Annotated in this window: 30 protein-coding genes; 16 read left to right on the top strand and 14 right to left on the bottom strand. The window is 68.7% G+C overall.

Annotated elements, in window-relative coordinates; all coding sequences use genetic code 11:
• The 4 genes from VNR91_RS10050 to VNR91_RS10035 all read right to left on the bottom strand — a co-directional run.
• Nucleotides 1–243: hypothetical protein (locus VNR91_RS10050; RefSeq protein WP_325490627.1), on the bottom strand; the 243-nt coding region annotated here is incomplete at its 3' end.
• A 102-nt stretch (nucleotides 244–345) separates the two neighbouring features.
• Complete coding sequence (purC, locus tag VNR91_RS10045) at nucleotides 346–1,125, bottom strand: phosphoribosylaminoimidazolesuccinocarboxamide synthase (RefSeq protein ID WP_325490626.1); 780 nt, start codon at nucleotides 1,123–1,125, stop codon at nucleotides 346–348.
• A gap of 169 nt (nucleotides 1,126–1,294) precedes the next feature.
• Nucleotides 1,295–2,137, bottom strand: a complete 843-nt coding sequence (locus VNR91_RS10040; RefSeq protein ID WP_325490625.1) for an alpha/beta hydrolase — start codon at nucleotides 2,135–2,137, stop codon at nucleotides 1,295–1,297.
• A 122-nt stretch (nucleotides 2,138–2,259) separates the two neighbouring features.
• Complete coding sequence (locus VNR91_RS10035; protein ID WP_325490624.1) at nucleotides 2,260–2,430, bottom strand: hypothetical protein; 171 nt, start codon at nucleotides 2,428–2,430, stop codon at nucleotides 2,260–2,262.
• Nucleotides 2,431–2,548: 118 nt separating this feature from the next.
• On the opposite strand from VNR91_RS10035, the gene gcvA reads away from it, so the two are divergent.
• The 3 genes from gcvA to VNR91_RS10020 all read left to right on the top strand — a co-directional run bounded on the left by gcvA (nucleotide 2,549) and on the right by VNR91_RS10020 (nucleotide 7,586).
• Complete coding sequence (gene gcvA / locus VNR91_RS10030) at nucleotides 2,549–3,478, top strand: transcriptional regulator GcvA (protein WP_325490623.1); 930 nt, start codon at nucleotides 2,549–2,551, stop codon at nucleotides 3,476–3,478.
• A 104-nt stretch (nucleotides 3,479–3,582) separates the two neighbouring features.
• The gene (parC, locus tag VNR91_RS10025) at nucleotides 3,583–5,805 is read left to right on the top strand and encodes a DNA topoisomerase IV subunit A (protein ID WP_325490622.1); all 2,223 of its coding nucleotides are present in this window, start codon (nucleotides 3,583–3,585) and stop codon (nucleotides 5,803–5,805) included.
• Nucleotides 5,806–5,945: 140 nt separating this feature from the next.
• On the top strand, nucleotides 5,946–7,586 hold the full coding sequence (locus VNR91_RS10020; RefSeq protein WP_325490629.1) for a bifunctional diguanylate cyclase/phosphodiesterase: 1,641 nt from the start codon (nucleotides 5,946–5,948) through the stop codon (nucleotides 7,584–7,586).
• Here VNR91_RS10020 and VNR91_RS10015 read toward each other — a convergent pair.
• The 4 genes from VNR91_RS10015 to VNR91_RS10000 are packed head-to-tail and all read right to left on the bottom strand — an operon-like array spanning nucleotide 7,556 to nucleotide 10,476.
• Nucleotides 7,556–8,752: a CCA tRNA nucleotidyltransferase gene (locus tag VNR91_RS10015; RefSeq protein WP_414712402.1), complete on the bottom strand. Its 1,197-nt coding sequence runs from the start codon at nucleotides 8,750–8,752 to the stop codon at nucleotides 7,556–7,558. The genes VNR91_RS10020 and VNR91_RS10015 overlap by 31 nt on opposite strands.
• Nucleotides 8,749–9,345: a CoA pyrophosphatase gene (locus VNR91_RS10010; RefSeq protein WP_325490621.1), complete on the bottom strand. Its 597-nt coding sequence runs from the start codon at nucleotides 9,343–9,345 to the stop codon at nucleotides 8,749–8,751. The genes VNR91_RS10015 and VNR91_RS10010 overlap by 4 nt, the downstream gene beginning before the upstream one ends.
• Nucleotides 9,342–9,893, bottom strand: coding sequence for a DUF1285 domain-containing protein (locus VNR91_RS10005; protein ID WP_325490620.1), 552 nt, complete (start codon nucleotides 9,891–9,893; stop codon nucleotides 9,342–9,344). Before VNR91_RS10005 ends, VNR91_RS10010 begins: the two co-directional genes overlap by 4 nt.
• Nucleotides 9,894–9,951: 58 nt before the next feature.
• Nucleotides 9,952–10,476 carry an N-acetyltransferase gene (locus VNR91_RS10000; protein WP_325490619.1) on the bottom strand — a complete coding sequence of 175 codons (525 nt, stop codon included), beginning with the start codon at nucleotides 10,474–10,476 and terminating at the stop codon, nucleotides 9,952–9,954.
• 79 nt (nucleotides 10,477–10,555) lie between these two features.
• Between VNR91_RS10000 and VNR91_RS09995 the strand changes: the two genes are divergently transcribed.
• Nucleotides 10,556–10,927, top strand: a complete 372-nt coding sequence (locus tag VNR91_RS09995; RefSeq protein WP_325490618.1) for a dihydroneopterin aldolase — start codon at nucleotides 10,556–10,558, stop codon at nucleotides 10,925–10,927.
• Entirely contained in the window at nucleotides 10,927–11,679 is a 753-nt protein-coding gene (locus tag VNR91_RS09990; protein ID WP_325490617.1) for an SDR family oxidoreductase, read from the top strand. Before VNR91_RS09995 ends, VNR91_RS09990 begins: the two co-directional genes overlap by 1 nt.
• Nucleotides 11,680–11,926: 247 nt before the next feature.
• On the opposite strand, the gene VNR91_RS09985 is transcribed toward VNR91_RS09990, so the two are convergent.
• Nucleotides 11,927–12,487 carry a hypothetical protein gene (locus tag VNR91_RS09985; protein WP_325490616.1) on the bottom strand — a complete coding sequence of 187 codons (561 nt, stop codon included), beginning with the start codon at nucleotides 12,485–12,487 and terminating at the stop codon, nucleotides 11,927–11,929.
• A 495-nt stretch (nucleotides 12,488–12,982) separates the two neighbouring features.
• On the opposite strand from VNR91_RS09985, the gene VNR91_RS09980 reads away from it, so the two are divergent.
• The 5 genes from VNR91_RS09980 (at nucleotide 12,983) to VNR91_RS09960 (ending at nucleotide 16,084) form a co-directional block, all read left to right on the top strand.
• Nucleotides 12,983–13,657, top strand: coding sequence for an energy transducer TonB (locus VNR91_RS09980; protein ID WP_414712401.1), 675 nt, complete (start codon nucleotides 12,983–12,985; stop codon nucleotides 13,655–13,657).
• Nucleotides 13,658–13,740: 83 nt separating this feature from the next.
• Entirely contained in the window at nucleotides 13,741–14,511 is a 771-nt protein-coding gene (locus VNR91_RS09975; RefSeq protein WP_325490614.1) for a MotA/TolQ/ExbB proton channel family protein, read from the top strand.
• 104 nt (nucleotides 14,512–14,615) lie between these two features.
• Nucleotides 14,616–15,101 (top strand): biopolymer transporter ExbD, encoded by a 486-nt coding sequence (locus tag VNR91_RS09970; RefSeq protein WP_325490613.1) that lies wholly within the window; start codon nucleotides 14,616–14,618, stop codon nucleotides 15,099–15,101.
• A gap of 29 nt (nucleotides 15,102–15,130) precedes the next feature.
• Nucleotides 15,131–15,556, top strand: coding sequence for a biopolymer transporter ExbD (locus tag VNR91_RS09965; RefSeq protein ID WP_325490612.1), 426 nt, complete (start codon nucleotides 15,131–15,133; stop codon nucleotides 15,554–15,556).
• Nucleotides 15,557–15,718: 162 nt separating this feature from the next.
• A complete protein-coding gene (locus VNR91_RS09960) occupies nucleotides 15,719–16,084 on the top strand; it encodes a tetratricopeptide repeat protein (protein WP_325490611.1) in 366 nt (121 codons plus the stop codon).
• Nucleotides 16,085–16,872: 788 nt separating this feature from the next.
• On the opposite strand, the gene dcd is transcribed toward VNR91_RS09960, so the two are convergent.
• The 3 genes from dcd to VNR91_RS09945 form a co-directional block, all read right to left on the bottom strand.
• Complete coding sequence (gene dcd, locus VNR91_RS09955; protein ID WP_325490610.1) at nucleotides 16,873–17,427, bottom strand: dCTP deaminase; 555 nt, start codon at nucleotides 17,425–17,427, stop codon at nucleotides 16,873–16,875.
• Between the two features lie 599 nt (nucleotides 17,428–18,026).
• Complete coding sequence (locus VNR91_RS09950; RefSeq protein ID WP_325490609.1) at nucleotides 18,027–18,479, bottom strand: cytidine deaminase; 453 nt, start codon at nucleotides 18,477–18,479, stop codon at nucleotides 18,027–18,029.
• 14 nt (nucleotides 18,480–18,493) lie between these two features.
• On the bottom strand, nucleotides 18,494–18,976 hold the full coding sequence (locus VNR91_RS09945; protein ID WP_325490608.1) for a UPF0262 family protein: 483 nt from the start codon (nucleotides 18,974–18,976) through the stop codon (nucleotides 18,494–18,496).
• Between the two features lie 110 nt (nucleotides 18,977–19,086).
• Between VNR91_RS09945 and VNR91_RS09940 the strand changes: the two genes are divergently transcribed.
• The 3 genes from VNR91_RS09940 to VNR91_RS09930 are packed head-to-tail and all read left to right on the top strand — an operon-like array spanning nucleotide 19,087 to nucleotide 21,946.
• On the top strand, nucleotides 19,087–20,592 hold the full coding sequence (locus VNR91_RS09940; protein ID WP_325490607.1) for a replicative DNA helicase: 1,506 nt from the start codon (nucleotides 19,087–19,089) through the stop codon (nucleotides 20,590–20,592).
• A 26-nt stretch (nucleotides 20,593–20,618) separates the two neighbouring features.
• Nucleotides 20,619–21,119: a homogentisate 1,2-dioxygenase gene (locus VNR91_RS09935; RefSeq protein ID WP_325490606.1), complete on the top strand. Its 501-nt coding sequence runs from the start codon at nucleotides 20,619–20,621 to the stop codon at nucleotides 21,117–21,119.
• Nucleotides 21,116–21,946: an energy transducer TonB gene (locus VNR91_RS09930; RefSeq protein ID WP_325490605.1), complete on the top strand. Its 831-nt coding sequence runs from the start codon at nucleotides 21,116–21,118 to the stop codon at nucleotides 21,944–21,946. Before VNR91_RS09935 ends, VNR91_RS09930 begins: the two co-directional genes overlap by 4 nt.
• A 43-nt stretch (nucleotides 21,947–21,989) precedes the next feature.
• On the opposite strand, the gene VNR91_RS09925 is transcribed toward VNR91_RS09930, so the two are convergent.
• Nucleotides 21,990–22,460 carry a vgr related protein gene (locus tag VNR91_RS09925; protein ID WP_325490604.1) on the bottom strand — a complete coding sequence of 157 codons (471 nt, stop codon included), beginning with the start codon at nucleotides 22,458–22,460 and terminating at the stop codon, nucleotides 21,990–21,992.
• 96 nt (nucleotides 22,461–22,556) lie between these two features.
• Between VNR91_RS09925 and VNR91_RS09920 the strand changes: the two genes are divergently transcribed.
• From VNR91_RS09920 to VNR91_RS09910, 3 genes are all read left to right on the top strand, one after another.
• Nucleotides 22,557–24,134 (top strand): ABC-F family ATP-binding cassette domain-containing protein, encoded by a 1,578-nt coding sequence (locus VNR91_RS09920; RefSeq protein WP_325490603.1) that lies wholly within the window; start codon nucleotides 22,557–22,559, stop codon nucleotides 24,132–24,134.
• 10 nt (nucleotides 24,135–24,144) lie between these two features.
• A complete protein-coding gene (locus VNR91_RS09915) occupies nucleotides 24,145–24,912 on the top strand; it encodes a hypothetical protein (RefSeq protein ID WP_325490602.1) in 768 nt (255 codons plus the stop codon).
• Between the two features lie 82 nt (nucleotides 24,913–24,994).
• A complete protein-coding gene (locus VNR91_RS09910) occupies nucleotides 24,995–25,909 on the top strand; it encodes a CPBP family intramembrane glutamic endopeptidase (RefSeq protein WP_325490601.1) in 915 nt (304 codons plus the stop codon).
• A 182-nt stretch (nucleotides 25,910–26,091) separates the two neighbouring features.
• On the opposite strand, the gene VNR91_RS09905 is transcribed toward VNR91_RS09910, so the two are convergent.
• Nucleotides 26,092–26,833, bottom strand: a 742-nt coding sequence (locus VNR91_RS09905) for an HlyD family efflux transporter periplasmic adaptor subunit (protein ID WP_325490600.1), incomplete at its 5' end; no start/stop codon positions are given.

Genomic DNA, 26,833 nt, shown 5'->3' with positions numbered 1-26,833 from the left:
ATAGGACTGGAAGCCGCCGATCGCCTGAAAGGTGGTTTCGGTGGCGACGTCGAGGAAGCTGGCCTGGCCGGGGGTGGGCGTCGGGGTGGGCGTGCCGCCGCCGATTCCGCCGCCGGTGCCACCGGTGCCCGTGCCGCCGCCGGTGGGCGGCGCGATGCCGCCGGCGGTCTGCGGACCGGACGCGCCGCCGCATGCCGTCAATGCCAGCAGCGGCAACGCCGCGATCAGGGCCAAGCTACGCATGTCCGAAATTCCTCTGTCTCGTCCCGCAAGGGTCGGGCAGAGGGGTAGCCGGACAGGGTTAAGACGCTCTAAACGCCCTTTCCGAAATGCGGCGAGCCGCGCCTATTTGCCCCGGCGCTTGCGATGCGATTCGAGGTCGAGCACCGCCGAATCGGCATCCTCCTGCATCAGGCCCAGCCGGCGCGCGACTTCCTGATAGGCCTCGACCTCGCCGCCCAGGTCGCGGCGGAACCGGTCCTTGTCGAGCTTTTCGTTGGTCGCCATGTCCCACAGCCGGCAATTGTCCGGGCTGATCTCATCCGCCAGGATGATCCGGCCGTAGTCATTGTCCCAGATCCGCCCGAACTCGAGCTTGAAGTCGACCAGGCGGATGCCGATGCCGGCGAACAGGCCCGACAGGAAATCGTTCACCCGGATCGACAGGTCGGCGATATCGTGCAGCTCTTCCTGGCTGGCCCAGCCGAAGCACAGGATGTGCTCGTCGCTGACGATCGGATCGCCCAGCGCATCGTCCTTCAGACAATATTCGATGATCGTGCGGGGAAGCTGCTGGCCTTCCTCGATGCCCAGCCGCTTCGACAGCGAGCCGGCGGCGACGTTGCGGACGACCACCTCGATCGGCACGATCTCGACCTGGCGGATCAACTGCTCGCGCATGTTGAGGCGGCGGATGAAATGGGTCGGCACACCGATGTTGCCGAGCAGGGTGAAGACATGCTCGGAAATGCGGTTGTTGAGCACGCCCTTGCCGCTGATCGTGCCCTTTTTCTGGGCATTGAACGCGGTCGCGTCGTCCTTGAAATACTGGATCAGCGTACCCGGCTCAGGACCCTCGTACAGGATCTTGGCCTTGCCCTCGTAGATCTGGCGGCGGCGAGCCATCGGCGGCGTTCCCTTGGAAAAAGAGCAGCCCCGGCCGGCACGGGACTCGCGCGGACCGGGGCGGGGAAGGGCGCGCCTATACGGGATGGCGCGCGCGCAATCAATCAGGCTGGCGATCGGGGGCGCCGGTGAGCGGCGAGCGTTTCGGCCAGCGTGCGGTTTCGCCCGGTTACCGGGCATTCCCCAGCGCGGCGCGGATCAGGGCGCGGGTGTGCGACCACGCCGCCGAATCGGGGGTGACCAGTTCGACGTGGCCGGTGTTCTCGATCATCGTCAGGCGGACCGCGTCGCCGGCGGCGGTGGCGCGCGTGGCATAGTCGCGGACCATGTCTGCTGGGACGATGCGGTCCTGCACGCCGCCAACGACGTCCTGCGACACGCCGAGGGGCAGGAGGCGGGGGATCGAGGTATCGGCGTAGACATCGGCGCGGCCGGGGCCGGGCCGGCCGACCAGCCGGCCGATCACGTCGGTGCCGCAGCCATTGTCGGGGCGCGCGGCGGTCGCCTCCAGATCGGGCAGGCCGCCGAGGCTGACGACGTGATCGATCCGCAGCGGATCGGTGGTGGCGAGCGCGCTGCCCGCCGGCAGGCGATGCCGTGCCGCCAGCCACAGCGCGAGATGGGCGCCCGCGCTGTGCCCGACCGCGACCAGCCGGCGCGGATCGAGACCGAACGCGGCGGCATCGGTGGCGAGCCGGTCGGCCGCCAGCGCGGCGTCGGCGAAGGTGCCGGGATAGCCCCCGCCGGCGCGATCGACCCCGCGATAATCGATGTTCCACACCGCGATGCCGTGGCGGCGCAGGTCATCGGCGACCCAGTTCATCAGCTTGCGATCGGCGATCGCGGTGGTCCAGCAGCCGCCATGGACCATTAGCACGGTGGGAAAGGGGCCGGCGCCGTCCGGGCGCCACACGTCGACGCGGTGCATCGAATCGGGGCCATAGGTGACGGTCGCGTCGGGATCGGGGCGTGGCCGGCGGGTGAGATCGGGCCAGGTCAGATGGGCGGTCATGCCGCGAGGCTAGCCGGCGACGGCGCGGCGCGAAAGGCGGGCGGGTCGGCGCCCCAAGCGAGTGGAATCGACGGGGTGGCGGGCGGCGCGAAGGGGAGGCCTCGCACCGCCCGTCGGGGGGGTCAGTTGCCGCGTTTGGCGGTCGCTGCGACGCGACGCCACGGTGCGGCATATTGATAGGCGGTCAGGCGTTCGATGCCTTCCCAGGTCTGCTGGAGCAGCTTATGGATGGCGCCGCCGATGAAACGGCGGCCCGGATTGGCCCGACCAGAGTGCAGGACGTGGTCACGCATGATCTGTACTCCTTTGTTTTTTCACGAGCGAAGAACGTAGCGCCCTTGTGCGTCGATCGCGGCCGGGGCGCCAACAAATCGTTGGACGGAAATGATAAGCGGGGCTTATAGATAGCCGATGCGCCAGATCCCGCCGCTCGCCGCCGTCCGCGTGTTTGAGGCTGCCGCCCGGCATGAGAATTTCACCAGTGCCGCGCAGGAACTGGGCATGACCCAGGCGGCGGTCAGCTATCAGATCAAGCTGCTGGAGGAGCGGCTGGGCGTCGCGCTGTTCCGTCGGGAAAAGCGGCGCGTGGTGCTGACCGACGCGGGCCGCGGTGCGATCCCGCAGGTGACTCGCGCGTTCGACGCGCTCGACGCCGCCTTTGCCGGCATTCGGGCGGAGGACCAGGCGCTGCTGACCATCGCCACCTCCAACACCTTTGCCAACACCTGGCTGGCGTGGCGGCTGGGCGGGTTCCAGTTGCGGCATCCCGAAATGGCGGTGCGGCTGGAGACCAGCGACCTGATCACCGATTTCGCCGCCGAGGACGTCGACGTCGCGATCCGCGCCGGGCGTGGGGGGTGGGAAGGGCTGGCGGCGGATTTGCTGGTCAAGGTCGATTTCACGCCGATGTGCAGCCCCGATTTCCTCGCCCGGCACGGCGGCCGGATCGAGCCACGCGATCTGTTGCGGCTGCCGCTGATCAGCCCTCACGACGCCTGGTGGAGCGTGTGGCTGCGTGAGGCGGGGGTGGAGGTGGCGGACGGCCCGCCGCGCCCCGGCGTCCGGCTCGATTCGCAGGCGCATGAGGGCAATGCGGCGATGGCGGGGCAGGGCGTGGCGATGCTGACCCCGTTCTTCTGGCGCAACGACGTGGCGGAGGGGCGGCTGGTGCGGCTGTTCGACCAGCTTTCGACGCGCGGCTTCGCCTATTGGCTGGTCTATCCCGAGCATCGGCGCGGCGTCGCCAAGATCCGGCGGTTTCGCGAATGGCTGCTGGCGGAACTGGGGCGGCAGGGCTTTCCCGACACCGTCGTCGCGCCCGGCCTGAACGGCGCGGCATGACGGCGGCGCGGCGAAGCCGCGCGGCGATGATCCGGCGGGTGGCGGCCACAGCGGCGCGACGCCCATTGGCATCGCGTGCCCGCGCCTGCTAACGCCCGCACCCCATGGCTTCCGCACCCGTCGATCCGATCACCGATGCTCCGTTCGATTCCGCGCTGTCGGAGCGTTACCTCGTCTATGCGATGTCGACGATCACCGCGCGGTCGCTGCCCGACGTCCGCGATGGGTTGAAGCCGGTCCATCGCCGGCTGCTGTGGGCGATGCGGCTGCTGCGGCTCGATCCCGACCAGGGCTACAAGAAGTGTGCGCGCGTCGTCGGCGACGTGATCGGCAAATACCATCCGCACGGCGACCAGTCGGTCTATGACGCGATGGTCCGCCTCGCCCAGACCTTTTCCCTCCGCTATCCGCTGGTCGATGGGCAGGGCAATTTCGGCAACATCGACGGCGATAACGCCGCCGCCTATCGCTATACCGAGGCACGGCTGACCCAGGTCGCGATCGACCTGATGGACGGGCTGGACGAGGACGCCACCGACTATAAGCTGACGTATAACGGCGAGGAGCAGGAGCCCGAGCTGTTTCCCGGGCTGTTCCCCAACCTGCTGGCCAACGGCGCGCAGGGGATCGCGGTGGGCATGGCGACCAGCATCCCGCCGCACAACGCCGCTGAACTGATCGACGCCGCGATCGCCCTGATCGATAACCCGCAGGCGAACGTGCTCGATCATGTGAAAGGGCCGGATTTCCCGACCGGCGGCGTCGTCGTCGACAGCCCGGCGGCGATCGCGGAAGCCTATGCCACCGGGCGCGGCGGGTTTCGCGTGCGCGCCAAAATCGAGCGGGTGAACGAAAAGGGCGGCGGGTGGCACCTGGTGGTGTCCGAGATTCCCTATGGCGTGCAGAAGGGCAAGCTGATCGAGGGCATCGCCGCGCTGATCAACGACAAGAAGCTGCCGATCCTGGGCGACGTGCGCGATGAATCGGACGAAGCCGTGCGCATCGTCATCGAGCCGCGCAGCCGCACCGTCGCCGACCAGGACCTGGTCCACAGCCTGTATCGCCTGTCCGACCTGGAAGTGCGGGTGCCGCTCAACCTCAACGTGCTCGATCACCAGCGTACGCCGCGGGTGATGAGCCTGAGCGAGGCGCTGAGCGCGTGGGTCGAGCATGGCTTTGTCGTGCTGCGCCGGCGATCGGAGCACCGGCTGGGCAAGATCGCCGACCGCATCGAACTGCTCGACGGCTATCTGATCGCCTACCTCAACCTCGACCGGGTGATCGAGATCATCCGCACCGAGGACGAGCCCAAACCGGTGATGATCGCCGAATTCGCGCTGAATGACCGGCAGGCGGAGGCGATCCTCAACATGCGGCTGCGCAGCCTGCGCCGGCTGGAGGAGATGCAGATTCGCGGCGAGCGCGACAAGCTCGACAAGGAACGCGGCGAGTTGGAACTGCTGCTGTCGTCCGACGCGCGCCAGCGCACGCGGATGAAGCGCGACCTGGGCAAGATCCGCGACCGCTACGGCCCGGAAACCGCGCTGGGCGCGCGCCGCACCGCCGTGGAGGAGGCCGCGCCCGCGCGCGAGATCCCGCTGGAGGCGATGATCGAGCGCGAGCCGATCACGGTGATCCTGTCGCAGCGCGGCTGGATCCGCGCGATGAAGGGCCATGTCGAGCTGGCCAGCGCCGAGACGCTCAAGTTCCGCGAGGGCGACGGGCCGTTCATCGCCTTTCACGCGCAGACCACCGACAAGCTGCTGGTCGCCGCCGACGGCGGGCGATTCTATACGCTGGCGGCGGACAAGCTGCCGGGTGGGCGCGGTTTCGGCGAGCCGGTGCGGCTGATGACCGACATCGACGGCGAGATCGTCGCGATGCTGCCGGTGTCGCGCTCCGAGAAGCTGCTGGTCGCTGCCAGCGACGGCCGCGGCTTTATCGTCCGCGCCGCCGATACCGTCGCCGAAACGCGCAAGGGCAAGACGGTGGTGACGCCGCGACTGGGCGCGAAGCTGCGCATCGTCCGCCCGATCGGCGCCGAGGACGATTATGTCGCGGTGGTCGGCGACAACCGGCGGATGCTGGTGTTCCCGATCAGCGAGGTGGCGGAAATGGCGCGCGGTCAGGGGGTGCAGCTCCAGCGGTATCGCGAGGGGCATCTGTCCGACGTCACTACCTTCCGCTACGCCGCCGGGCTGAGCTGGGCGATGGGCGGCGAAGCTGGCCGGACGCGGACCGAGACCGATCTGGGACCATGGCGCGCGGCGCGCGGCGCGGCGGGGCGGACGCCACCCAACGGCTTCCCCCGCGACAACCGCTTCTGATCGTTACGAAAACCGACCCTGCTTTCAGCCTGTCTTAACACATCGCCGATAGCGTCGGCGCAATGGTTTTCCGCAAGGCGCGCCCTGTCATGTCCATTGCACCGGCGCGTGATGACGTGGCCGACGTCGTCGAGCGCCCGATGGACCCGGCGCGGATCGCCCGGCTGGTCGACCTTCTTCCCATTCCGGCGGTCGCGGTGAGCCGCTGCAACGACGCGCTGATCTTTGAGGCCACCAACCGCGCGTTTCGCCAGGCAGGGCTGGGCAGCACGCCCGAGCATTCGCCGATCATCCGGCTGCTGGGCGGGCGCATCGCGCAGTTCCTCGATTGCGACGAGGCGAATGTCGAATTCCCGTGGCAAATCGGCGAGGCGATCGATGCGCGGCATTTCCGGGTGATGATCGCGCGGCGCCCCGACGCGAGCGCGGGCGACCGGTGCCTGGTCACGCTGGTCGACCAGACCGGCGAACAGCGGACCCATACCAGTCTGCGCCGCGAGATGCTGTCCGACAGCCTGACCGGGCTGCCCAATCGCGGTGGCTTTGGCGACGAGCTGGAACGCCGTATCACCGACGAGACCCGCACCGGTTATGCGGTGATGATCGTCAACCTTGACCGGTTCAGCCGGGTCAACGCCTGCATGGGGTCGCTGGCCGGCGACGAATTGCTGATCTCCGTCGCGCGGCGGATCAAGGGCGCGCTGCGCGGCGGCGACATGCTGGCGCGGATCGGCGGCGACGAATTCGGCATTCTGGTGCAGGTCGACGACGGGGCCTGCGATGCGATGCAGGTCGCGCGGCGAATCGAGGCGGCGCTGTCGACCCCGTTCCGCCTGTCCGATTTCGAGATTCGCGTCGACTGTTCGATCGGCATCGCCATCGGCCACGACGAGCTGGCGGAGCCCGAGGATCTGATCCGCCACGCCCAGTTCGCGGTGAAGCGGTCGAAACGGACCGGGCTGGCCGAGGTCTATCAGGATTCGGTGTTCGACATCGTCCGCACCCAGTTCGGCATCGAGACCGAACTGCGCCGCGCGGTCGAGAATGGCGCGATGCGGCTGAACTTCCAGCCGATCTGCGACCTGGCCAGCGGCCGGATCGTGTCGTTCGAATCGCTGGCGCGATGGACGCTGGACGACGGCACCGAGGTCGAGCCGTCCGATTTCATTCCGGTGGCGGAGGAAAGCGGGTTGATCGTGCCGCTGGGCCGCTGGGCGATGAGTGAGGCGGCGCGCACGCTGGCCGAATGGGATCGCGTCGCCGGCGGCGATTGCGGCGCCAATATCGCGGTCAACCTGTCGGCGATCCAGCTCCAGCGCGACCATATCGCCGCGCTGGTACAGGACGCGGTGAGCGCCGCCGGTATCGGCGCCGACCGGCTGACGCTGGAATTGACCGAGAGCGCGATCGTGTCCGATCCCGATCGAATCGCCGCGACGATGCACGCGCTGAAGGGGCTGGGCACCACGCTGGCGATGGACGATTTCGGCACCGGCTATTCCAACCTGGCCTATCTGCAAAAGCTGCCGATCGACGTGCTCAAGATCGACCGCAGCTTCGTCACCGGCATGTTGGCCGATCGCGACAAGGTGGCGATCGTCCGCGCGATCCTGAGCCTGGCGCAGGCGCTGGGGATGCGGACCACCGCCGAGGGGATCGAGACGAGCGAGCTGGCGCAGACTCTGGCGGCACTCGGCTGTTCCTACGGCCAGGGCTATCTCTATTCGCGGCCGATCGAGAAGGACGCCGCCTATGCGCTGCTGGTCGAGCGCAGCGCCTGAGCCACCGCTTCGTCGGCGATCGCGCCGACACGAATCGCGTCGGGAAACCCCTCGGCGATCCAGCGATCCTCGATCTCGCGCAGCACTCGAGCGACGTCGGGGCCCTTGCGCAGCCCACGTTCGACCAGCGCGCCGCCGGTGATCGGCAGCGCGGGCGGGGTCCAGCCGGCCAGCGCGGTCACGTCACCCTCCGGGCGATCGGACAGCAGCAGCCGATCGATCGCACCGGCGATCCCCAGCCGATAGCCCAGTTCGCGCCCGGAGGCCGCGCCCGCTGGCTGCGCGGCGACGGCGATGCGCTTGCGTTCGGCATTGGACAGCTTGAGCCGCGCGCCGACCTCATCCACCGCGTCGGCCGGCAGCAGCGCGACCAGCCGGCGGAACGGATCGGGCGCGGTGTCGGTCGCTGCCTCCCGCGCAGCCAGTGCCGCAAGCCGCTCGGCGGAGGCGATCTCGGGCAGCACCGGCTTCAGGATCGCGCGGTCGAGCATCAGCCGCACCACCGCCACCGCATCACGCGCGATCAGCAGCTTGAGCAGCTCATCACGGATGCGTTCGCGTGACAGCGCCATCAGGTCGTTGGCGCGCGCGGTACAGGCGTCGAGCCCCGCCGGATCGGGGGCATCGCCGAACCGCGCGAGGAAGCGGAAGAACCGCAGGATACGCAGATGATCCTCGGCGATGCGTTGCAGCGGATCGCCGATGAAGCGCACCCGCCGTTCCGCCAGATCGGCCAGCCCGTCGAAATAGTCGAAGATCTCCCCGGTCGCCGGATCTGCATAGAGCGCGTTCATCGTGAAATCGCGCCGCGCCGCATCCTCCCGCCAATCGTCGGTGAAGGCGACGACCGCGTGGCGCCCGTCGGTCGACAGGTCGCGGCGTAGTGTCGTCACCTCGACCGGTCCGCCCTCGGTCACCGCGGTGACAGTGCCGTGGGCGATGCCGGTCGGCACCGCCTTGATCCGCGCGGCCTGCAACAGGTCGATCACCGTTTCGGGTGCGTGGCGGGTGGCGATGTCGACGTCGGCGACCGGCAGCCCGAGCAGCGTGTCGCGCACCGCGCCGCCGACGAAGCGGGCCATGCTGTCGCCCGCGCCCAGCGCCGCGCCGAGCCGGTCGAGCCCGGCGCGGCGGCGCCATTCGGCATCGGGCAGGGTGACGCTCACCAGACCAGCCGCCGCGACAGATTGACGAACATCGCCGCGGTCGCGCCCCAGATGCGGCGGTCGTTCCAGTCGATCTGGTAATAATGCCGCTCGCGCCCCTCCCATATATGGCTGGTGCGGCGCTGGTTGGCGGGATCGAGCACGAAGGCGAGCGGCACCTCGAACACGTCGGCGACCTCCGCCTCCGCCGCGACCAGGGTGAGGTCGGGCGCAATCACGCCGAGCACCGGCGTCACCTCATAGCCGGTGACGGTACGATAGCGGTCGACCGCGCCGATCACGGTGACGGCGGCGGGGGGCAGGGCAATCTCCTCCTCCGCCTCGCGCAGCGCCGCCGCCACCGCATCGGCATCGCCGGGATCGATCCGGCCGCCGGGAAAGGCGACCTGGCCGGGATGGCGGCGCAGATTGGCGTTGCGCTGGGTGAGGATCACGCCGGGTGCGGCGCGATCGGTCACCGCGATCAGCACCGCCGCCTCCGCCGTGAGGGGAGCGTCGTCGAGTTCGAGCGCGTGCAGGTCGCCGCTCAGCAATTCAGGGCGGCCGCGATTGCCGGCGTCGAGTGCCGCGGTGAGCCGTTCGACGAGTGTCATGCCGGCTCCAGCGCAAAGAAGGCGCCGTCGCTGGTCAGCCCGACGGGATCGGCGTTTCCGGCCAGCGCGATCTCGACCAGCTCGTAATAGACCGGCCGCGCGATCAGCGCCTCCAGCCCGCCGCGCACGTGGAGATAGGGGCGCGGGCCGTCGCCATCCTCGGCGAAGCGCAACGGATGATCCGGCCCGGCGGTGACGAGGTCGCCGGTGTTGAGGCGAAAGGTCAGCCGCCCGCCCTCCGCGCGCAGCTCGACCGCGACGAACGGGGCGTCGTCGACGGCGATGTCGAGCTTCTCGACGGGGGTCACCAGCATATAGCCGCCATCCTCCTCGCGCCGCAGGATGGTGGAAAACAGCCGCACCATCGCCTGCCGCCCGATCGGCGACCCCTGATGATACCAGGTGCCGTCACGCGCGATCCGCATCTCGCTGTCGCCGCAGTGGGTCGGGTTCCAGCCTTCGACCGGCGGCAGTTTCTGCTCGGCGGCCAGCGCCGCGATCTCGGCGAGGCTGAGCGATGCGAGGTCGGGCAGGGGAGTCATCGGCATCGTCCGGCCGCTCTAGCGAAGCGCGGCGGCGGAGGACAATGGTTTTGGGGCGGGGAGATCAGGCGACCGCCCGCCCCTCCACCATCCCGTCGCAATCGGGCAGGTCGGCGCCGCGTGCGAGCAGGCGGCGGGGCTCCCACGGGCCGGGCAGCGACCATCGCGCGGTATGTTCCGCCGAGAAGCCGAAGAAACGCGCATAATATTCGGGGTCGCCGACCAGCATCAGCCGATCGGCGCCGGGAATCCCGCCGGCGACCGCGCCGGCATCGGCGGCGGCGAGCATGTGGCGGGTGATCTGTTGCCCCAGCCCGGCGCGCTGGATCGCCGGTTCGACCGCGATCGGGCCGACCATCACCATCGGCACGCGTCCGCCGTCGGCGCAAGCCAGCGCGACGGGCCAGCACTGGATGCTGGCGATCAATGCGCCGTCGTCGCCCAGCATGGCGAAGCTGAGGGCCGGGATCGCCGCCAGCCCGGCGCGAACGCGATAGGCGGTGCGCGCGTGGCGATCGGGCCCGAACGCGCGGTCGAGCAGCGATTCGACGTCGGCGGGCGCGACGGTGGCGAGGGGGACGATGGTCATAAGCGCCGCGCGCTGTAGCCGTGATCGTGTCGAGCGCAAGGCTTTCGTGCGCGCGCCGATCTGCTATCGGCGGCGGACCATGAACGACAGCCTCACCCTTCAGGTCCACGATCTCGAAGTGCAGGTGCTCACCGGCATCTATTCCGAAGAGACCCACCTGCCGCAGCCGATCCGCGTCTCGCTCGACGTCGATCTCGATTGTCCCGCGCATTTCGCGCCGGATACGCCGCTGTCGGCCTCCAAAAGCTATATCGACCTGCGCGAGGCGGTGACCACCGCGCTGCCCGAGGGCGTGCATTTCAAGCTGGTCGAGGGCATCGCCGACCATATCATCGAGACGCTGATGCTGCAGGACGGGCGCGTGCGCCGGGTGGCGGTGAAGATCATCAAGCTGGCGATCGCCGAACACGGCGAATCGATCGGCATCACGCTGGTGAGGCATCGCCGCTGATGCGGCCGCTCGCGCTCGTCACCGGAAGCTGCCGGCGGCTGGGCGCGCATATCGCCGCGCGGCTGGCGGAGGCGGGGTACGACCTGGCGCTCCACACCGGCCACGATCCCGAGCCGGAACCGTGGCTGGGCGCGAGAATCGCCGCGGTCGAACACCATGTCTTTGCCGCCGACCTTGCCGATTCGGCCGCGGTGGAGGCGCTGCCCGAACAGGTGGCGGCGCATTTCGGCCGCCCGGTTGCCCTGCTGGTCAACAGCGCATCGCGATTCGAGGCGTTGGACGGCGCGCGGCCGGGGGAGGGCGGCGGATATGAGGATCTGGCCGCGCACCTGCGCGTCAACTGTGTCGCACCCTATGCGCTGGCGACACGCGTATCGGCGGCGGGGGCGGCGGCGGTGATCAACATCCTCGACCAGCGAATCGCCCAGCCGCCGGTCGACCAGCTCGCCTACACCCTGTCGAAACAGGCGCTGGCAGAGGTGACGCGGACGCTGGCCGTCGCGCTGGCGCCGCGCACGCGGGTCAACGGCGTCGCGCCGGGGCTGACGATCCCGACCCCGGACTATGGCGCGGCGCAGCTCGACCGGCTGGCGGCGATGATGCCGCTGGCGCACCTGCCCGCGCCCGAGGACGTCGCCGACGCGGTGGCGTGGCTGGCGCAGGCGAGGTCGGTCACCGGACAGGTGGTCTATGTCGACGCCGGCGCGCACCTGCGCAGCTATCAACGCGATTTCGTCCACCTCGGCCGCTGAGCCGGCGCGAACGAATCGGCAACGCGCGCGCGGCAGCGGCGAACCGTCGGGTGTCGCTCGTAGTGCCGAAGTTGGGGCGTAGCCCTAGCGATCGTCAGTGGGAGGCCCGGCGCGTTCCGGGCGAAGCAATCCAAGGCAGCGCACGGAACGCTGGATTGCCGCGCGGCTTCGCCGCTCGCAATGACGAACTGTTTCGTTTGTTTTCCGTATTTTCCGGGCGGACGCTCCCGTCCGGCCGGAAAATGCCCTAGCGAGTGCAGGGTCCCAGCGCCCGGAGCACGAAGGCGTAGTCCTGCCGTGCGATCGTCGCGTCCGCGTCGGCCAGCGACGCCAGCGTGCGATCGGGCAGCGACTGTGGCAACCCGCATGCCAGCCTGTACCACAACAGCGTGTCGCGCGCCGGCGGTGCGGCGGCTTCATCGAGGATTTCCGACAGCGCCACCGCCCAGCGCGGTTGTTCGCCCGGCCGGCGCAGCACGTTGAGCGACACCGGCCGCTGATCGGCGGTGGTCAGGAAAATCTGGGTTTCGCCCTCACCCGGCAGCGTGCCCGCGACGTGAAAGGCGTTGCCGATGCCGGTGATCGCCGGGGGCGCATCGGGCGCGACCAGTTCGCGCGCGATGCCGCGAATCCGCGATTCGAGCGGTTCCGACCAGAATTGCTGGCCGTTGAGCGAGGTCAGCTGTATTTCGCCCGCCCGGCCCGCGACGGTGCGCGCAAACAGCAGCACGCGCGCCTTTTTCAACTTGGGCGGCTTGCCCCGGGAATCGGCGGGAACGTCGACCAGATAGCTGATCCGCGCCGGCATTTGCGCAGGGCCGCGAATCAAGGACTGGACATCGGCCTGTATATAGTATCTGATCCGCCCCGGTTCGACACTCGCGACGTCGGCGCCTTTGAGGCGCGTGGCATCGCGGACAATCGCATCGATCACCACCGGGGACGCCAGCAGGCGGTCGGCGATGGCGGCGTATGAGGGCAGGTTCTGCCCAGATTCCGCCACGGTTTGTGCGGTTTGTGCCGAACATGGGGCAATTGTGGCAAACATCGCGATCGCGATGGGTGTCATGCGGAGGGGGTAGTTCATGGCTTTCGGGTTACGCGATCGCGCTGGATTGTTGTAGAAATAATTCTGTCTTTTGACGCCGGTAAGGTATCCGCGTCCGACAAAGCGTTTGCGTCATCCCTGGGGCCACGATAGAGACTCGGGCGCTGCCGCAGGATATAACAGCACAAGGCAGAAGGTGGGCGACGGCATCGGCCGGGCTTGCCATTGTCAGTCATGAGGGAGTTTCGTTGCTGAATGGCTTACGCTGACCGGAATATGAGCGGAAATCGTGTGGTCGCGCTGATTATCGTCGCGCTGATCCACGTCGCGCTCGGATATGCCTTCGTGACGGGCCTCGCCTATCAATATATCAAGAAGGCACAGGAAAATCTGAAGACCTTTGAGGTCGAGGAGCCACCACCCCCGCCGGAGGAGGTGCCACCGCCGCCGCCGCCGCCGGACCAGCCGATGCAGCCGCCGCCGGTGGTGACACCGCCGCCGATCGTGCAGACCAACACCCCGGCTCCGGTGACGATCACCTCGGTCGCGACACCGCCGCCGGTCTATGCGCCGGCTCCGGTCGCCGCGCCGCCGGTGGCGCCGCCGGCGCCGCCGCCGCCGCCGCCGAAGCTTGCCGCCAACGCGAGTCCGCGCGGCAACCCCGGTTCGTGGTTCTCGAACGACGATTATCCCGCCGGTGCGCGCCGTGCGGGGGCCGAAGGTCGCGTCACCGTCTCGCTCACCATCGATGCGACCGGCCGCGTTTCGGATTGCCGCGTGACCTCGTCGAGCGGCAATGCCGAGCTCGACAGCACCACCTGCAGCCTCGCCAAGCGGCGTGGTCGCTACAAGCCGGCGCAGGACGATGCGGGGAATCCCGTCCCGTCGACCGCCACCATTCCTGGCGTCCGCTGGCGGCTGGAAGAATAACTGGGCTATCGGCGCCGCCGGGCACGGGCCCGGGGCGCCGAATTTTCATGTGAATCAAATCGTCTAGAGGGAAAGACCGAGCAATGCTGACCACCATCCTTGCCGCAGGTGCGGCTCACGGCGGCGAAAATCCGTATGGCCTGATGGCCGCGCTCGAGCAGGGCGGCATTATCGCCCAGACCGTCTTCGGCATCCTGGTGCTGATGTCGGTCGTCAGCTTCTACATCATGTTCACCAAGCTGTTCGAGCAGCAGAAGATCATCAACCAGGCGAAGCGCGTCCGGTCGAGCTTCTGGAGCACGACCAGCCTGCGTGAAGGCGCTGCCAAGCTCGAGAAGAACTCGGCCTATCGCCAGATCGTCGACGACGGCCTGGCCGCGCAGGAGCAGCACAGCCGCCTGACCGATCCGGTCGAGGCGCATGACTGGTTGCACGGCTCGCTCGCCCGTTCGGAAGCTGCGATCAACTCGAAGCTCGCCGGCGGCCTGGCGTTCCTGGCGACCGTCGGCGCGACCGCGCCGTTCATCGGTCTGTTCGGTACGGTTATCGGCATCTACCGCGCGCTGATCAAGATCGGCGCCGCCGGTCAGGCATCGATCGACGCGGTCGCCGGCCCGGTCGGTGAGGCGCTCATCATGACCGCGCTCGGTCTGGCCGTCGCCGTTCCGGCGGTGCTCGCCTACAACTGGCTGCAGCGTCGCAACAAGGGCATCTCGGAAGACCTGTCGGCGTTCTCGAACGACGTGCTGGGTTTCCTCGCCTCCAACGGCGCGGTGAAGCCGGCGGTCGCCACGCGCCCCGCCGCTCCGGCCAAGCCGGCTCCGGCGACGGGCACCACGGCGCCCAAGGCCTAAGGCAATCGGCCGGCCGGCGCGCCCCATCGGGCACCCGGCCGGCCGCAAGCCCGGCGGCACACCGCCGCCCGGCAGACGGCAAGTGAGGATAGGATAAGCTCGCAATGGCGATGAGCACAGGCGGCGGTTCGGCCGACGACTCCACTCCGATGTCGGACATCAACACCACGCCGCTCGTCGACGTGATGCTGGTGCTCCTCATCATCTTCCTGATCGCGGTTCCGGTCGTGATCCAGACGGTCAAACTCGAGCTGCCCAAGGTGACGTTCGAGCCGACCACGACCAAGCCGGAGAACGTGGCGCTTTCGGTGCGCGCGGTTGACGGGCAGTGCGAAGTCTCGTGGAACATGACCAAGGTCAACCACGAGGAGCTGCTTGAAAAGGCGGTGGCGAAGCTCAAGGGCGTCGTCGACCGGCTCGGCAGCAACCTGACCGCTGACGATATCCCCGAGGTTCACATCCGCGGCGACGTCAACACGCCCTACCGCTGCATCGGCGGCACGGTCTACACGATGCAGATGGCGGGCTTCGCGAAGGTCGGCTTTATTTCCGAGCCTCCGCCCGGCGGCGTCCAGACGCGCGATCGCTGATCGGCTGCACACTCAAGGAGTGATTTGAAATGGCAATGAGTGGTGGCCGCGACGATGGCCAGCCGATGATGGAGATGAACACGACGCCGTTGATCGACGTCATGCTCGTTCTCCTCATCATGTTCATCATCACGATCCCGGTGCAGACGCACGCCGTGAAGGTCGATCTGCCGCAGAATTCGGATGCGCCGAAGCCGCCGATCGAACCGGACAAGAACAAGGTTTCGATCGACGCCGCCGGCGGCGTGTTCTGGAACGGCACCCCGATCGACGACGTCACGCTGTCGCAGTATCTGGAGCGGACCAAGGCGATGAGCCCGGAGCCGGAACTCCACTTCCAGCCCGACGCGGCGGCGCGCTATGAAAAGGTCGATCAGATCCTGGCGATCATCAAGCGCGCGAACGTGACCAAGCTCGGTTTCGTCGGCAACGAACAGTATCGCGGCGACTTCTGACGCACGGCGGCCGGCCCGGTTTCGGGCAGGCCGGACGCGATAGGAACACGGGAAAGGGCGGCTTCGGCCGCCCTTTTCTTTTGCCACGCGCCTCTCGAAAGCGTATTGCAACACAGGTGTCATAAAAATGACATGCAAACGTAACAAAGAGAGGAACGCTGAATGAACAAGGTCGCATCCGTCATCCTTGTGGCGTCGCTGGCCGCCGTGGCACAGACGGCGCCGGCGCAGACCCGCACCGACCCCGTCGCCGCGCAGGCGATCGCGCAGGGTGACTATTCCCATGCCGAGCGCCGCCTGATCGCCGAGCGCCGCATCTTTCCCGATCGTCCCGAAATTCTGCTCAACCTGGCCGCGCTCTATGCCCGGACCGACCGTGCGAGCGACGCCGCCGTGCTGTATCGCCAGGTGCTGGCCCATGATGACGTGCTGATGGACCTGTCGGCCGACCGGACCGCGAGCGCCCACGCCATCGCCGAAACCGGCCTCCGCCGGATCGAGCGGGGAGCCCGCGTCGCCGGCAATTGAACCCTTAGCGGGCGCTCTCCGGGCGCCCCACCGACCATTGACGCCCGCGCCCTGTGCGCGGGCGTTTTGCGTTCTCGGGACGGGCTTGGGGCCGGGGGTGGGGCGCGTGACCAGCGGCGTGCGGGTCGGGATGCGGGGCGGCTGGCGCGCGAAGTCCGGGCGGCCGGGGGGCGTTGGGGCGGAGCGCGCGGGGCATCGGAACTGTCGAGCTTCGTGTGGCGGCTTTGGCCCGGCCGAAACTCGCCGCTGTCCGCGTGGCGGGCTCCGGAAGCTAGGTCCCGCTCACGATGACGGGGTGTCGCGCGGTGTTCGTCGTCCCGCGTCTGTCGCCGGAATGATGGGAAAGATCGGCGGGTTGAGCCTCTGGTCGGTGGCCGCGACATTTCCGCCAGCGCCAGAGTGGCCAGAGCATGTCTGGGTATCGCGCGGGAGAGGAGAAGGGCGTCCTCTTCAGCGTTCTGGGGCGATGACAGACACCGCGCCGGCGGTGCGTCCGATTGGTCCGGCGGTCACACTGCCCGTGCGGGACGATCCCGCGCACTAAGATGCGCGGCGGCCGCGAGCGGTGTCTACGGCGGGTGGGTGCGGGCGTGCTCGCGTTGGAGGAGCAAGCGCGCGAACGCCGGTCGACGAGGCGGTCACCAATGGCGGGGCAGCGTGGTCGCGTTCGAGGGGGCAGGCGCAGAATTTCCGTGGGCTGACGGCGCCATGGGGCGGGTGTGCCCGCCCGGGCGGGGCGACGGCAGATGGCATCGTTGTTTCCGAGAACGCTGAGCGGCCGAGCGGCGCTACAGCCGGGGGAGCGTTACTCCGCGCTGTCCCATATATTTGCCGGCGCGATCGGCGTAGCTGGTCTCGCACGGCTGGTCGCCCTTGAGGAACAGGAATTGGCACGCGCCCTCATTGGCGTAGATCTTGGCCGGCAGCGGTGTGGTGTTGGAGAATTCCAGCGTGACATGCCCCTCCCACTCGGGCTCCAGTGGCGTCACGTTGACGATGATCCCGCAGCGGGCATAGGTCGACTTGCCGAGGCAGATCACCAGAACGTCGCGCGGCACCCGGAAATATTCGACAGTCCGCGCCAGCGCGAAGCTGTTGGGCGGGATGATGCACACGTCGGTCTTGCGGTCGACGAAGCTGTTGGCGGAGAAATCCTTGGGATCGACCACCGCGCTGTCGATGTTGGTGAAGATCTTGAACTCGTCGGCGACGCGCGCGTCATAGCCGTAGGACGACAGGCCGTAGCTGATGCACCCCTCGCGTCGCTGCGCCTCGACGAACGGCTCGATCATGCCGTGGGCGGTCGCCTGTTCGCGGATCCAGATGTCTGAGAGAATCGTCATCAACTTCCTCTTTCGCGGCACCATGCCATCGCGGGAACGCGGCGGTTAGGCAAGGGGGCGCAGCGTGGTGGAACGGCACGGCGCTGCCGGAGGTTGCGGCCATAGCGGGGCTATGCAACGATCTCCCGATGCGATCATTGCTACTGGTGGCGGTAAGCGCGAGTGCGGTTACGTCCTGTTCCTCGAAACCGGTCCAGATAGCTGCGGATCGATGCTGGTCCGTTGCGATTGGCGACAGGGTCGAGGGAACGGCGGTCCTCTTGGCGTACTCAGGTGTGGACTGTATCGAATGCGGAGCATCGGTGTCGGGACGGAACTGCCCTGGAATAGGTTTCGCGACCGCAAATGAATCCGTGGAGCGAGCCTATGATCGTATCGTGCATTCATCACCCGCTGATCATCTTGGCTTCGTGCAGCAGGTCGTTTTCCTGTCGGGAGAAGTGATTGCTAACGGCGCAACGGGTAAGCCAATGATCCGGGCGATCCAGTTGAGCCTCGCGAGGGACGAAACCTCCTTACGGTAGGCACGCATGGATGTTGGAGGAGCTTGTACCAAATTTCTAGCATCATCCCGGGCCTTAACCAGCCCGGAGACGCTCCTATAGCATGCCTAGATCTGCCGGCCCGAACGCCGAGGGCAGCAATTCCGACAGAAGGTAGCGCGTCGCCGCATCACCTACCGCCGCGCCGCAGATCACCGGCAGGTTCGTGCCGGAGAGCTGCGCCGCTTCGTTGATCACCTGCCGACAGCGGCCACACGGCGAGACCGGAACGGTGCCGGTCGGGCGCCCAGCCGCGTCCATCACGCCCCCGATCACCGCGATCGCCGCCACGTCGCGCAGGCGTCCGGCGCTGCTGACCGTCGCCAGCGCCACCGTCTCCGCGCACAGCGACAGGCCGTAGCTGGCGTTCTCGAAATTCGCGCCGGTGACGACGCTGCCGTCGGTCAGCAGCACCGCCGCGCCGACCGCGAAGCGCGAATAGGGGGCGTGGGCGCGCGTCGCGGCCTCGCGGGCGGCGGCGATCAGCGCGGGGGCGTCGATATCGGGCATGGGGTGTGGTCCTATCAGCCGCGGATATGCAGCACGCAGATCAGCGTGAACAGCCGCCGCGCGGTATCGAAATCGACCGCGATCTTGCCGTCGAGCCGCTCGATCAGCAGTTCGGCGGCTTCGTTGTGGATGCCGCGCCGGGCCATGTCGATCGTCTCGATCTGCGCGGGGGAGGCGTTGCGGATCGCGGCGTAATAGCTGTCGCAGATCGCGAAATAATCCTTGATCGGCCGGCGGAAGCGGGCGAGCCCGAGCACCAGCGTCTCCAGAGGCGCGTCGTCGGCGCGGTGGATCGCGATCGCCAGCCGCCCTTCCTCGACGCTCAGCTTGATCCGGTACGGGCCGGCATAGCCGTCGGCATGCACCCGTTGCGGCGTGAATCGATTGTCCTCCAGCAGGTCGAAGATCGCGATTCGCCGTTCCTGCTCGACGTCGGCGGAGCGCCACAGGATGGTGCGGTCGTCGAGCTGGACGTCGATGATGCGCGGATCGGCCATGGCGCTCCGAATACGATAGTCGGGGCCGCGCGCAAACTCTCCCCGTGTTCCACAGGCGGCACGCCGCACGGGCGGTTGCGGAGCGCGCCGCGGGGTGGGATGGGGGCGGCATGGCCACTTTGCTCCACGCCAACGACGCGGCACCGCCCGCGCAACTGCCGCAGAACATCGAGGCGGAGGCCGCGCTGCTCGGCGCGATGATGATCGACAACCGCCTGGCCGACGACATCGTCGACCGGCTGGAGCCGGCGCATTTCTTCGAGCCGCTGCACGGTCGGGTGTTTTCCGCGATTGCCAAGCTGCGCTCGACCGACCAGCTCGCCAGCCCGGTGACGCTGAAGCCGATGTTCGAGGCGGACGAGGGGATGCGCGAGCTGGGCGGGCCGGCCTATCTCGCCAAGCTGACCGGGAGCGGCGCGGGGCTGATCGGCGCGCGCCAGTTCGCGCAGCAGATCTATGACCTGGCGATGCTGCGCGCGCTGGTCTCGGTCGGGCGCGAGCTGGTCGACCGGGCGATGGACACGCGCGAGGAGGTAAACCCGCGCGCCCAGATCGAGGCGGCGGAATCGGCGCTGTTCAACGTCGCGACCGAGGGCGGGGCGGACGGCGCGGTCAAGACGTTCGCACAGGCGACGACCGCGGCGGTGCGGCTGGCGGAAAAGGCGCTGAATGCGGGCGGCGGGCTGTCGGGGGTCACCACCGGGTTCGAATCGATCAACGCGCGTACCGGCGGGCTGCACCATTCGGACTTGATGATCCTGGCCGGGCGGCCGGGCATGGGCAAGACGTCGCTGGCGACCAACATCGCGTTCAACACCGCGCGGCGATGGATGGATGACATGCGGATCGGAATCGAGCCGGGGCGGTCCACGGGCGCCAAGGTCGCGTTCTTCAGCCTGGAAATGTCGGCGGACCAGCTCGCCACCCGCATCCTGTCCGAACAGGCGCGGATCAGTTCCGAATCGTTGCGCATGGGCAAGATCAGCAAGGCCGAGTTCCACCAGCTGGCCGACGCCGCTGCCGACCTGGAGAATTTGCCGCTGTTCATCGACGACACCGCCGGGCTGTCAATCGGCGGGCTGCATACCCGCGTGCGGCGGTTGCAGCGGCGCCAGAACAACGAGATCGGGCTGGTGGTGGTCGATTACCTCCAGCTCCTGTCGGGCAGCGGGCGAGGATCGAACGAGAATCGCGTGCAGGAAATCTCCGAAATCTCGCGCGGGCTGAAGACGTTGGCGAAGGATTTGAACGTGCCGGTGCTGGCGCTGTCGCAGCTGAGCCGCGCGGTCGAGCAGCGCGAGGACAAGCGGCCGCAATTGTCCGACCTGCGCGAATCGGGATCGATCGAGCAGGACGCCGACATGGTGTGGTTCGTCTATCGCGAGGATTATTACGTCGCGGCGAAGGAGCCGAAGCGCCCGAAGGAAGGCGACGACGCGCGCATTTTCGATGACCATTCCAAATGGATGCTGGAGATGGAGCGCGTGTTCGGGCTGGCCGAACTGATCATCGCCAAGCAGCGCCACGGCGCGACGGGCAAGGTGACGTTGAAGTTCGAGCCGAGCATAACCCGGTTCAGCGACTATGCGGGCGAGGGGTTCGCGTCGATCGACTGAGGCGGGCTGGCCGGGAGGAGGCGTGGATGCGGATGATGTGGGTGGCGGTGGCGGCGGCGCTGACGGCGGCGACGCCGGCGATGGCGCAGGATGCGGCCTGCCCGCAGGGCACCGTCGCGCCGCCGGCGGACCTTGCCGGGTGGAGCACGCCGGGCGCGGTCAACGGTGCGGCGAGTGGCGCGAGCGCGCGGTCGATCGCGCCGGGGCGGGCGGTGCGCGCGGCACTGCTGCCGGTCGCGCAGGTGGACTTTGCGCCGGTGCCCGATCGGGTGAGCGGCTTTGGCGGCGTGCTGGCGTTCGATGTCGCGGCGGCGGGGCGCTATCGAGTCGCGCTGGGCGCGGGGGCGTGGATCGACCTGGTGCGCGACGGCGCGGTGCTGACATCGGTTGGCCATGGCCACGGGCCGGCGTGCAGCGGTATCCGCAAAATGGTGGATTTCGATCTGGCGCCGGGGCGCTATCTGATCCAGCTTTCCGGGGCGCCGGAAGCAGCGATCACGGCGATGGTGGTGGAGGTGGCACGGTGAGGGCAATATGGATCGCGGCGCTGGCGGTGCCGATCGTAGCTGCCCCTGCCGCGGCTCAGGACGCGCCAGCGATCCCCCTCCAGCCTAGCGGAAAGTGGACGGTGACATATGCCGAATCGCTGTGCGTCATTGGTCGGGACTTCGGGGAAGGGGATCAACTGACCACGGTCGCGCTTCGGCCGGGGGTCCTCAACACCACGATGTCTGTCGTCGTCGCCCAGTCTGCAAAGGCCGGCCGGCCGAGCAGCACCGTACTGAAAGGTGCGATCGAAGGGGATTCCGGCGGCCCCGGCATCGATCTATACTTCACCAGTCGGCTCGATGACGTAACCAAACGCTTGATATCGATCTCGGCCGACACCTCGGGCGATGTCATGGCCATGCTTGCCGCCTCAAAAACGGCTACCATCAAGATCGGCCAGCGCCAATTCGCCATCGCAGTGACGGTGACCCCGGCTGTGTCATCTGCCTTCAAGGCCTGTCAGAACGATCTGATCAGCCGATGGGGGATCGACCCTGCCAAGCTGGCGCTTGTCGCGACACAGCCGGTGCCGAACACCAGTCCAGGTGCGTGGGTCCGCACGTCCGATTATCCGAAGGAGGCGCTGCGGCAAAACAAGTCGGGGGCCGTCACCATCGTCTATCGAGTCACACCCGAGGGCAGGGTTGCCGATTGTAAGCCGGTGTGGACTTCGAACGTCGCCTCTATTGATGAGATGACATGCCGAAAGTTCGAGGAGCGCGGCAGGTATGCTCCGGGGCGCGACAGCAGTGGCCAGCCGATTGATTCGTGGCAGACCGCACGCGCTCGCTGGTCGGTCGGATAACCATTCCCGCCCATCTTTCATCCGGGACAACGGGCGGGATTGATCAGATTTCGCTCACGAACGGCAGGATCGTCTCATACTGCGCCAGCGGCGGGGCGCCGGGGACGATGGCGTGGTGCCGCAGGAGGAAGGCGTGGCGGGCGATCTCCGCCTGCTGCTCCAGCCCGTATCGCTCGAAGCGGCGGCCTGGCTGGATCGCATAGCCGTAGCGGCAGAACGGATGGCGCCTGAGCGGCAGGTAGATGCCCGACTGATATTGCCAGACATGCGTCATCTCATGAATGAACAGCGCCTGATGGCCGAGATCGGCGCAGGCGAAGTCGTCATGGTAGAGATCGCCTCCGGGGTGGAAATGGATGCACCCGGTCGGCGCCATCGCCACGCGGCGCGGCTGAAAGAACGCCCATTTGCGATTGGCCACCCCCGCGCGCGCATAGTCGATCGCGTCGCCGAACATGGTGCGCGCCAGCGCGATCTCGCCGGGGGTGAGGGGACGGGTGACTTGCGCGCGCATGGCTGGACCCTCACATAGGCGCTCCATTCGAGGAGGTCATCATGAACCGGAAGAACGCCGCCCATCGCCCGTATCCTTCCGTTGCCACGGTGATCCATGTCCGCCTTCCTTACGCTCGATTCGATCGCCGCCGTCACGCCGGACGGCCGCACCCTCTTTGACGATCTGACGCTGGCCGTCGGCGCCGAACGCGTCGGGCTGGTCGGGCGCAACGGCTCTGGCAAGTCGACGTTGCTGGCGATCGCCGCCGGCGACGCCGCGCCCGCGCGCGGCAGCGTGATCCGCACCGGTACGGTCGGCACGATGGCGCAGGACTGGCCCGAGGGATGGCGCGTCGCCGAGGGACTGGGTGTGGCGGAGGCGACCGCACGGCTGGCGCGGGTGCTGGCCGGCGATGGCTCCGCCACCGATCTGGCCGAGACCGACTGGACGCTGGAGGCGCGGATCGACGCGGCGCTGGGGGCGGTCGGGCTGGGCGGGCTCGCGCTCGAGCGGACGCTGGCGAGCCTGTCGGGCGGCGAGCGGGCGCGGCTGGCGATCGCGCGGCTGCACGTCGCGGCGCCCGACCTGCTGCTGCTCGACGAGCCGACCAACAACCTCGACGCCGCCGGGCGGGCGGCGGTGGAAGAACTGATCGCCGGTTGGCGCGGCGGGGTGATCGTCGCCAGCCACGATCGCGCGCTGCTGGAACGGGTCGACCGGATCGTCGCGCTTTCGGCGCTGGGCGCGCGATCGTTTGGCGGCGGCTGGTCGGCCTATGCCGCGGCGCGTGACGCCGACCGCGACCGCGCCGAGGCCGAGCTGGCCCGCGCGGCGGGCGCGGTGCGCGAGACCGAACGCGCCGCCCAGGCGAGCCGCGAGCGGCAGGCGCGCCGCGACCGCGCCGGACGCGCCTTTGCCGCAGGGGGGAGCGCGCCGAAGATCCTGCTCGGGCGGCAGGCGGAGCGCGCGGAGAACAGCGCCGGACGCGGCGAGCGGCTGGCCGAACGGTCGCGTATGGATGCCGCCGGGCGTTTGGAGGAGGCGCAGGCGGCGGTCGAGCGGGTCACACCGCTGACCATCGCGCTGCCGCCGACCGGGCTACCCCCCGGCCGCGAGCTGCTGGCGTTCGATGCGGTGACGCTGGAGCAAGGCGGGTGCCGCGTGCTGGGGCCGCTGTCGTTCGCGATTCGCGGCCCGGAACGGGTGGCGCTGACCGGCCCCAACGGCGCGGGTAAGACCAGCGCGATGCGGCTGGCGATGGGCGGCCTGGCGCCGACATCGGGGACGGTGCGGTGCGCCGAGGGGCGGCTCGCGATGCTCGACCAGCATGTGCGATTGCTCGACGACCGGCTGGGGCTGGTCGACAATCTGCGGCAGCGCCACCCGGAGGTGTCGGCCGGGGATGCCCATGCGGTGCTGGCGCGCTTCGCCTTTCGCAATCGCGATGCGCTGCGGCTGGCGGGGACGCTGAGCGGCGGGGAACGGCTGCGCGCCGGGCTGGCGTGCGTGCTGGGCGGGACGGCGCCGGTGCAACTGCTGCTGCTCGACGAGCCGACCAACCACCTCGACGTCGAATCGATCGAGGTGCTGGAGGCGGCGCTGGCCGGGTTCGACGGCGCGCTGATGGTGGTCAGCCACGACCGCGCGTTCCTGAACGCAATCGGCGTGGCGCGCGAGGTGGCGCTGGGGTAGGCTCCCGCCCATGCGCAATATCGATTTCAGTTCGTGGCAGAGCGTGATGCTCACGCTGTTCGGGCTGGTGCTGGTGACGCTGATCGGCGTCGGCATCCGGCTGGTGACGATGATGACGATCCAGCAGCGCCGCGAACGCGCCAACCGCCAGATCAACGAGCGGCTGCGCGTGCTGATCGCGGCGTACAAGGTGCTGGGCGGATCGTTCACCGGCAATCTGGCGGTCGATCCCAGTCACCTGCGCGACATCCGGCGGCGCGGTACGGAGATGGCGGAGGGCGGCAGCGCCGCGACCGCGCCGAGTGACGGCGGCGAGGGATCGGATCGCAGCCGCCGCATCCGCGACGCGGTGGAGGCGGCGCTGTCCGACATCATCCTGCTCGGCACCGAAACGCACGTCCGGCTGGCCGAAGGCGCGGCGCGCGCGCTGGTCGAGGGGCGGCCGGTGCACACCCATGATCTGGTCGTGGCGCTGCGCGACTTCATCCGCGCGGCGCTCGATCTCGATCCGGTGCCCGGCGACCTCGCCATCCCGATGCAGGGGCCGACCCGGCCGGGCGGCGGCGGCGGCGGCGCGGGCGGGCGCGGCAAGGGCGGCGCCGACGATGCGCGTCAGGGCGGCGGCAAAGGCGGCGGTGGCGGTCGCGGCGGTGGCGGCGGCGGGATGGGCATGGGCGCCGGCATGGGGATGGGCGTCGGCGGTGGCATCGGCGCCGGCCTTCACCACGCCGGCGCGGGCGACGATCCCGGCGATCCCGGCGATCCGCAGCGGGGCTGAGGCCTGGCCACGCCGGGGCCGCCCCCCTTGCCGCGCGGGCGAAGCGTGTTAGCCTGCCACGACACTGGGCAGGGGACGGACGATGGGCAGGCTGGTCGAGCTGGGAGATGCGCGGGTGCTGCGGCCAGGCAGGCTGCGCTGGCTGCGCGCGGTGGGATGGATGATGGCGCTGATCGCGCTGATGCTGGTCGCGTTCATCGCCGCGAACAGCCTGGTGATCCTGATCGGCGCGGCGATCCACCATACCCCAGTCCGCGATCCCGCGCTGTTGCCTCCGATCTACAAGGCGGCGGCGCTGGTGCTGGCGGCGGCGGCGGTGTTCGCCAGCTATGTCGCGGCGGTGCGGCTGGGCGAGGCGCGGCGCCCGTCCGAGCTGGCACCGCGCGCGTTGGTGCCCGAACTGGCGATCGGGCTGGCGGTGGGCGCGGCGGTGATGATCGGCACCGGGGTGATCCTGTGGGCGACCGGCTGGGGAAGCTTTCGGCCGCAGCCGGTGACCGCGATCGCCGGCGCGCTGTCCGAATCGATCGAATCGGGCGTGGTCGAGGAGATCGTGTTCCGCCTGATCATCCTGCGGCTGCTGTGGCGCGCGTTCGGCGTGTGGACCGCGCTGGCGGTGTCGGCGGCGCTGTTCGGGCTGCTCCACCTGGGCAATCCCAACGCGACACTGTTCGCGGCGATCTGCATCGCGTTCGAGGCGGGGATATTGCTCGCCGCCTTTTACATCCTGACCGGGCGGCTGTGGATGTCGATCGGGGTCCACGCCGGGTGGAACTTCACCCAGGGCTGGCTGCTGGGCGCGGCGGTATCGGGCGGCGGCGGCTTTGCCGGCGGCCCGCTGGCGCACAGCCCGGCGCCGGGGGTGAACGCGGTGCTGAGCGGCGGCGGGTTCGGCCCCGAAGCGTCTCTGCCCGCGCTGGCGCTGTGCACCGCCGTCGGGCTGGGCGTGTTGTGGCTGGCGTGGACACGCGGGCGGATGGGGGAGGCGGAGGCGTAGCCGTCGCCGGTGGGTTGCCGGCGCCCCCCTTTCGCTCGACACGAAAGGGGATCGGGGCAATTCCGCGCCAGTGAGACAGGCCGACATCCCGGCGAAGGCCGGGATGCGGAGTCACGAGCGATGCCGTTTGCTGCCCTGAAGCCCGGTCTACGCCGGGATGACGATCAGAATATGGGCGGCCCTCAACGCTCGGTCATCGCCTCGCCGAACGTCTTGGTCAGCGGCTTGGTCAGGTAGCGCCATACGGTGTTGCGGCCGGTCTGGATCTCCGCGGTGGCGGTCATGCCCGGCTGGATCTCGATCTTCTCGCCCGGCAGGTGCGGCTTCATCCGGCGGGTGTCGATCGCGATATGGACGCGGTAATAGACGAATTCACCCTGCGCGCGCGGCTCGCTGAGCGTGTCGGCGCTGATATAGGTGACCTTGCCGACCGCTGATCCGTAGATCGACGAATCATAGGCGTCGAACTTGACCGACGCCGGCTGGCCGAGGCGGACATAGGCGATGTCCGACGGCGGCATCTTCGCCTCGACGATCAGCGTGTCGCCGGTCGGGACGACGCTGAGCACCTCGTCGCTGGGACGCAGCACCGCGCCCAGCGTGGTCAGGCGGATGTTCTTGACGATGCCGTCGGCCGGCGCGACGATCTCGGTATCCTTCAGCATGTCGCTGCGCTGCGCCAGGATCTCGCGCGCGGTGACCAGATCCTCCTCCGTCTTGGCGTATTCGGTCTGAAGATCCTGTAGGTACTTGTTGCGGACGTTGACCTTTTGCGATTGCAGATCGGACACACTGCGTTGCAGCCGCAGCACGTCGGCGCGGCTGACGTCGCCCTGTTTCAGCAGCGGCAGGTTCATGTCCAGCTCCTGCTTCATCAACGCGAGCATCGCGTCGAGCGAGGCGATCTGATCGCGCAGCGCCTGG

The organism is Sphingomonas sp., from assembly GCF_035555815.1.
Classification (GTDB): Bacteria; Pseudomonadota; Alphaproteobacteria; order Sphingomonadales; family Sphingomonadaceae; genus Sphingomonas.
Note: the sequence above shows the minus strand (reverse complement) of the source record. Positions and strands in the feature narration are given on the sequence as shown.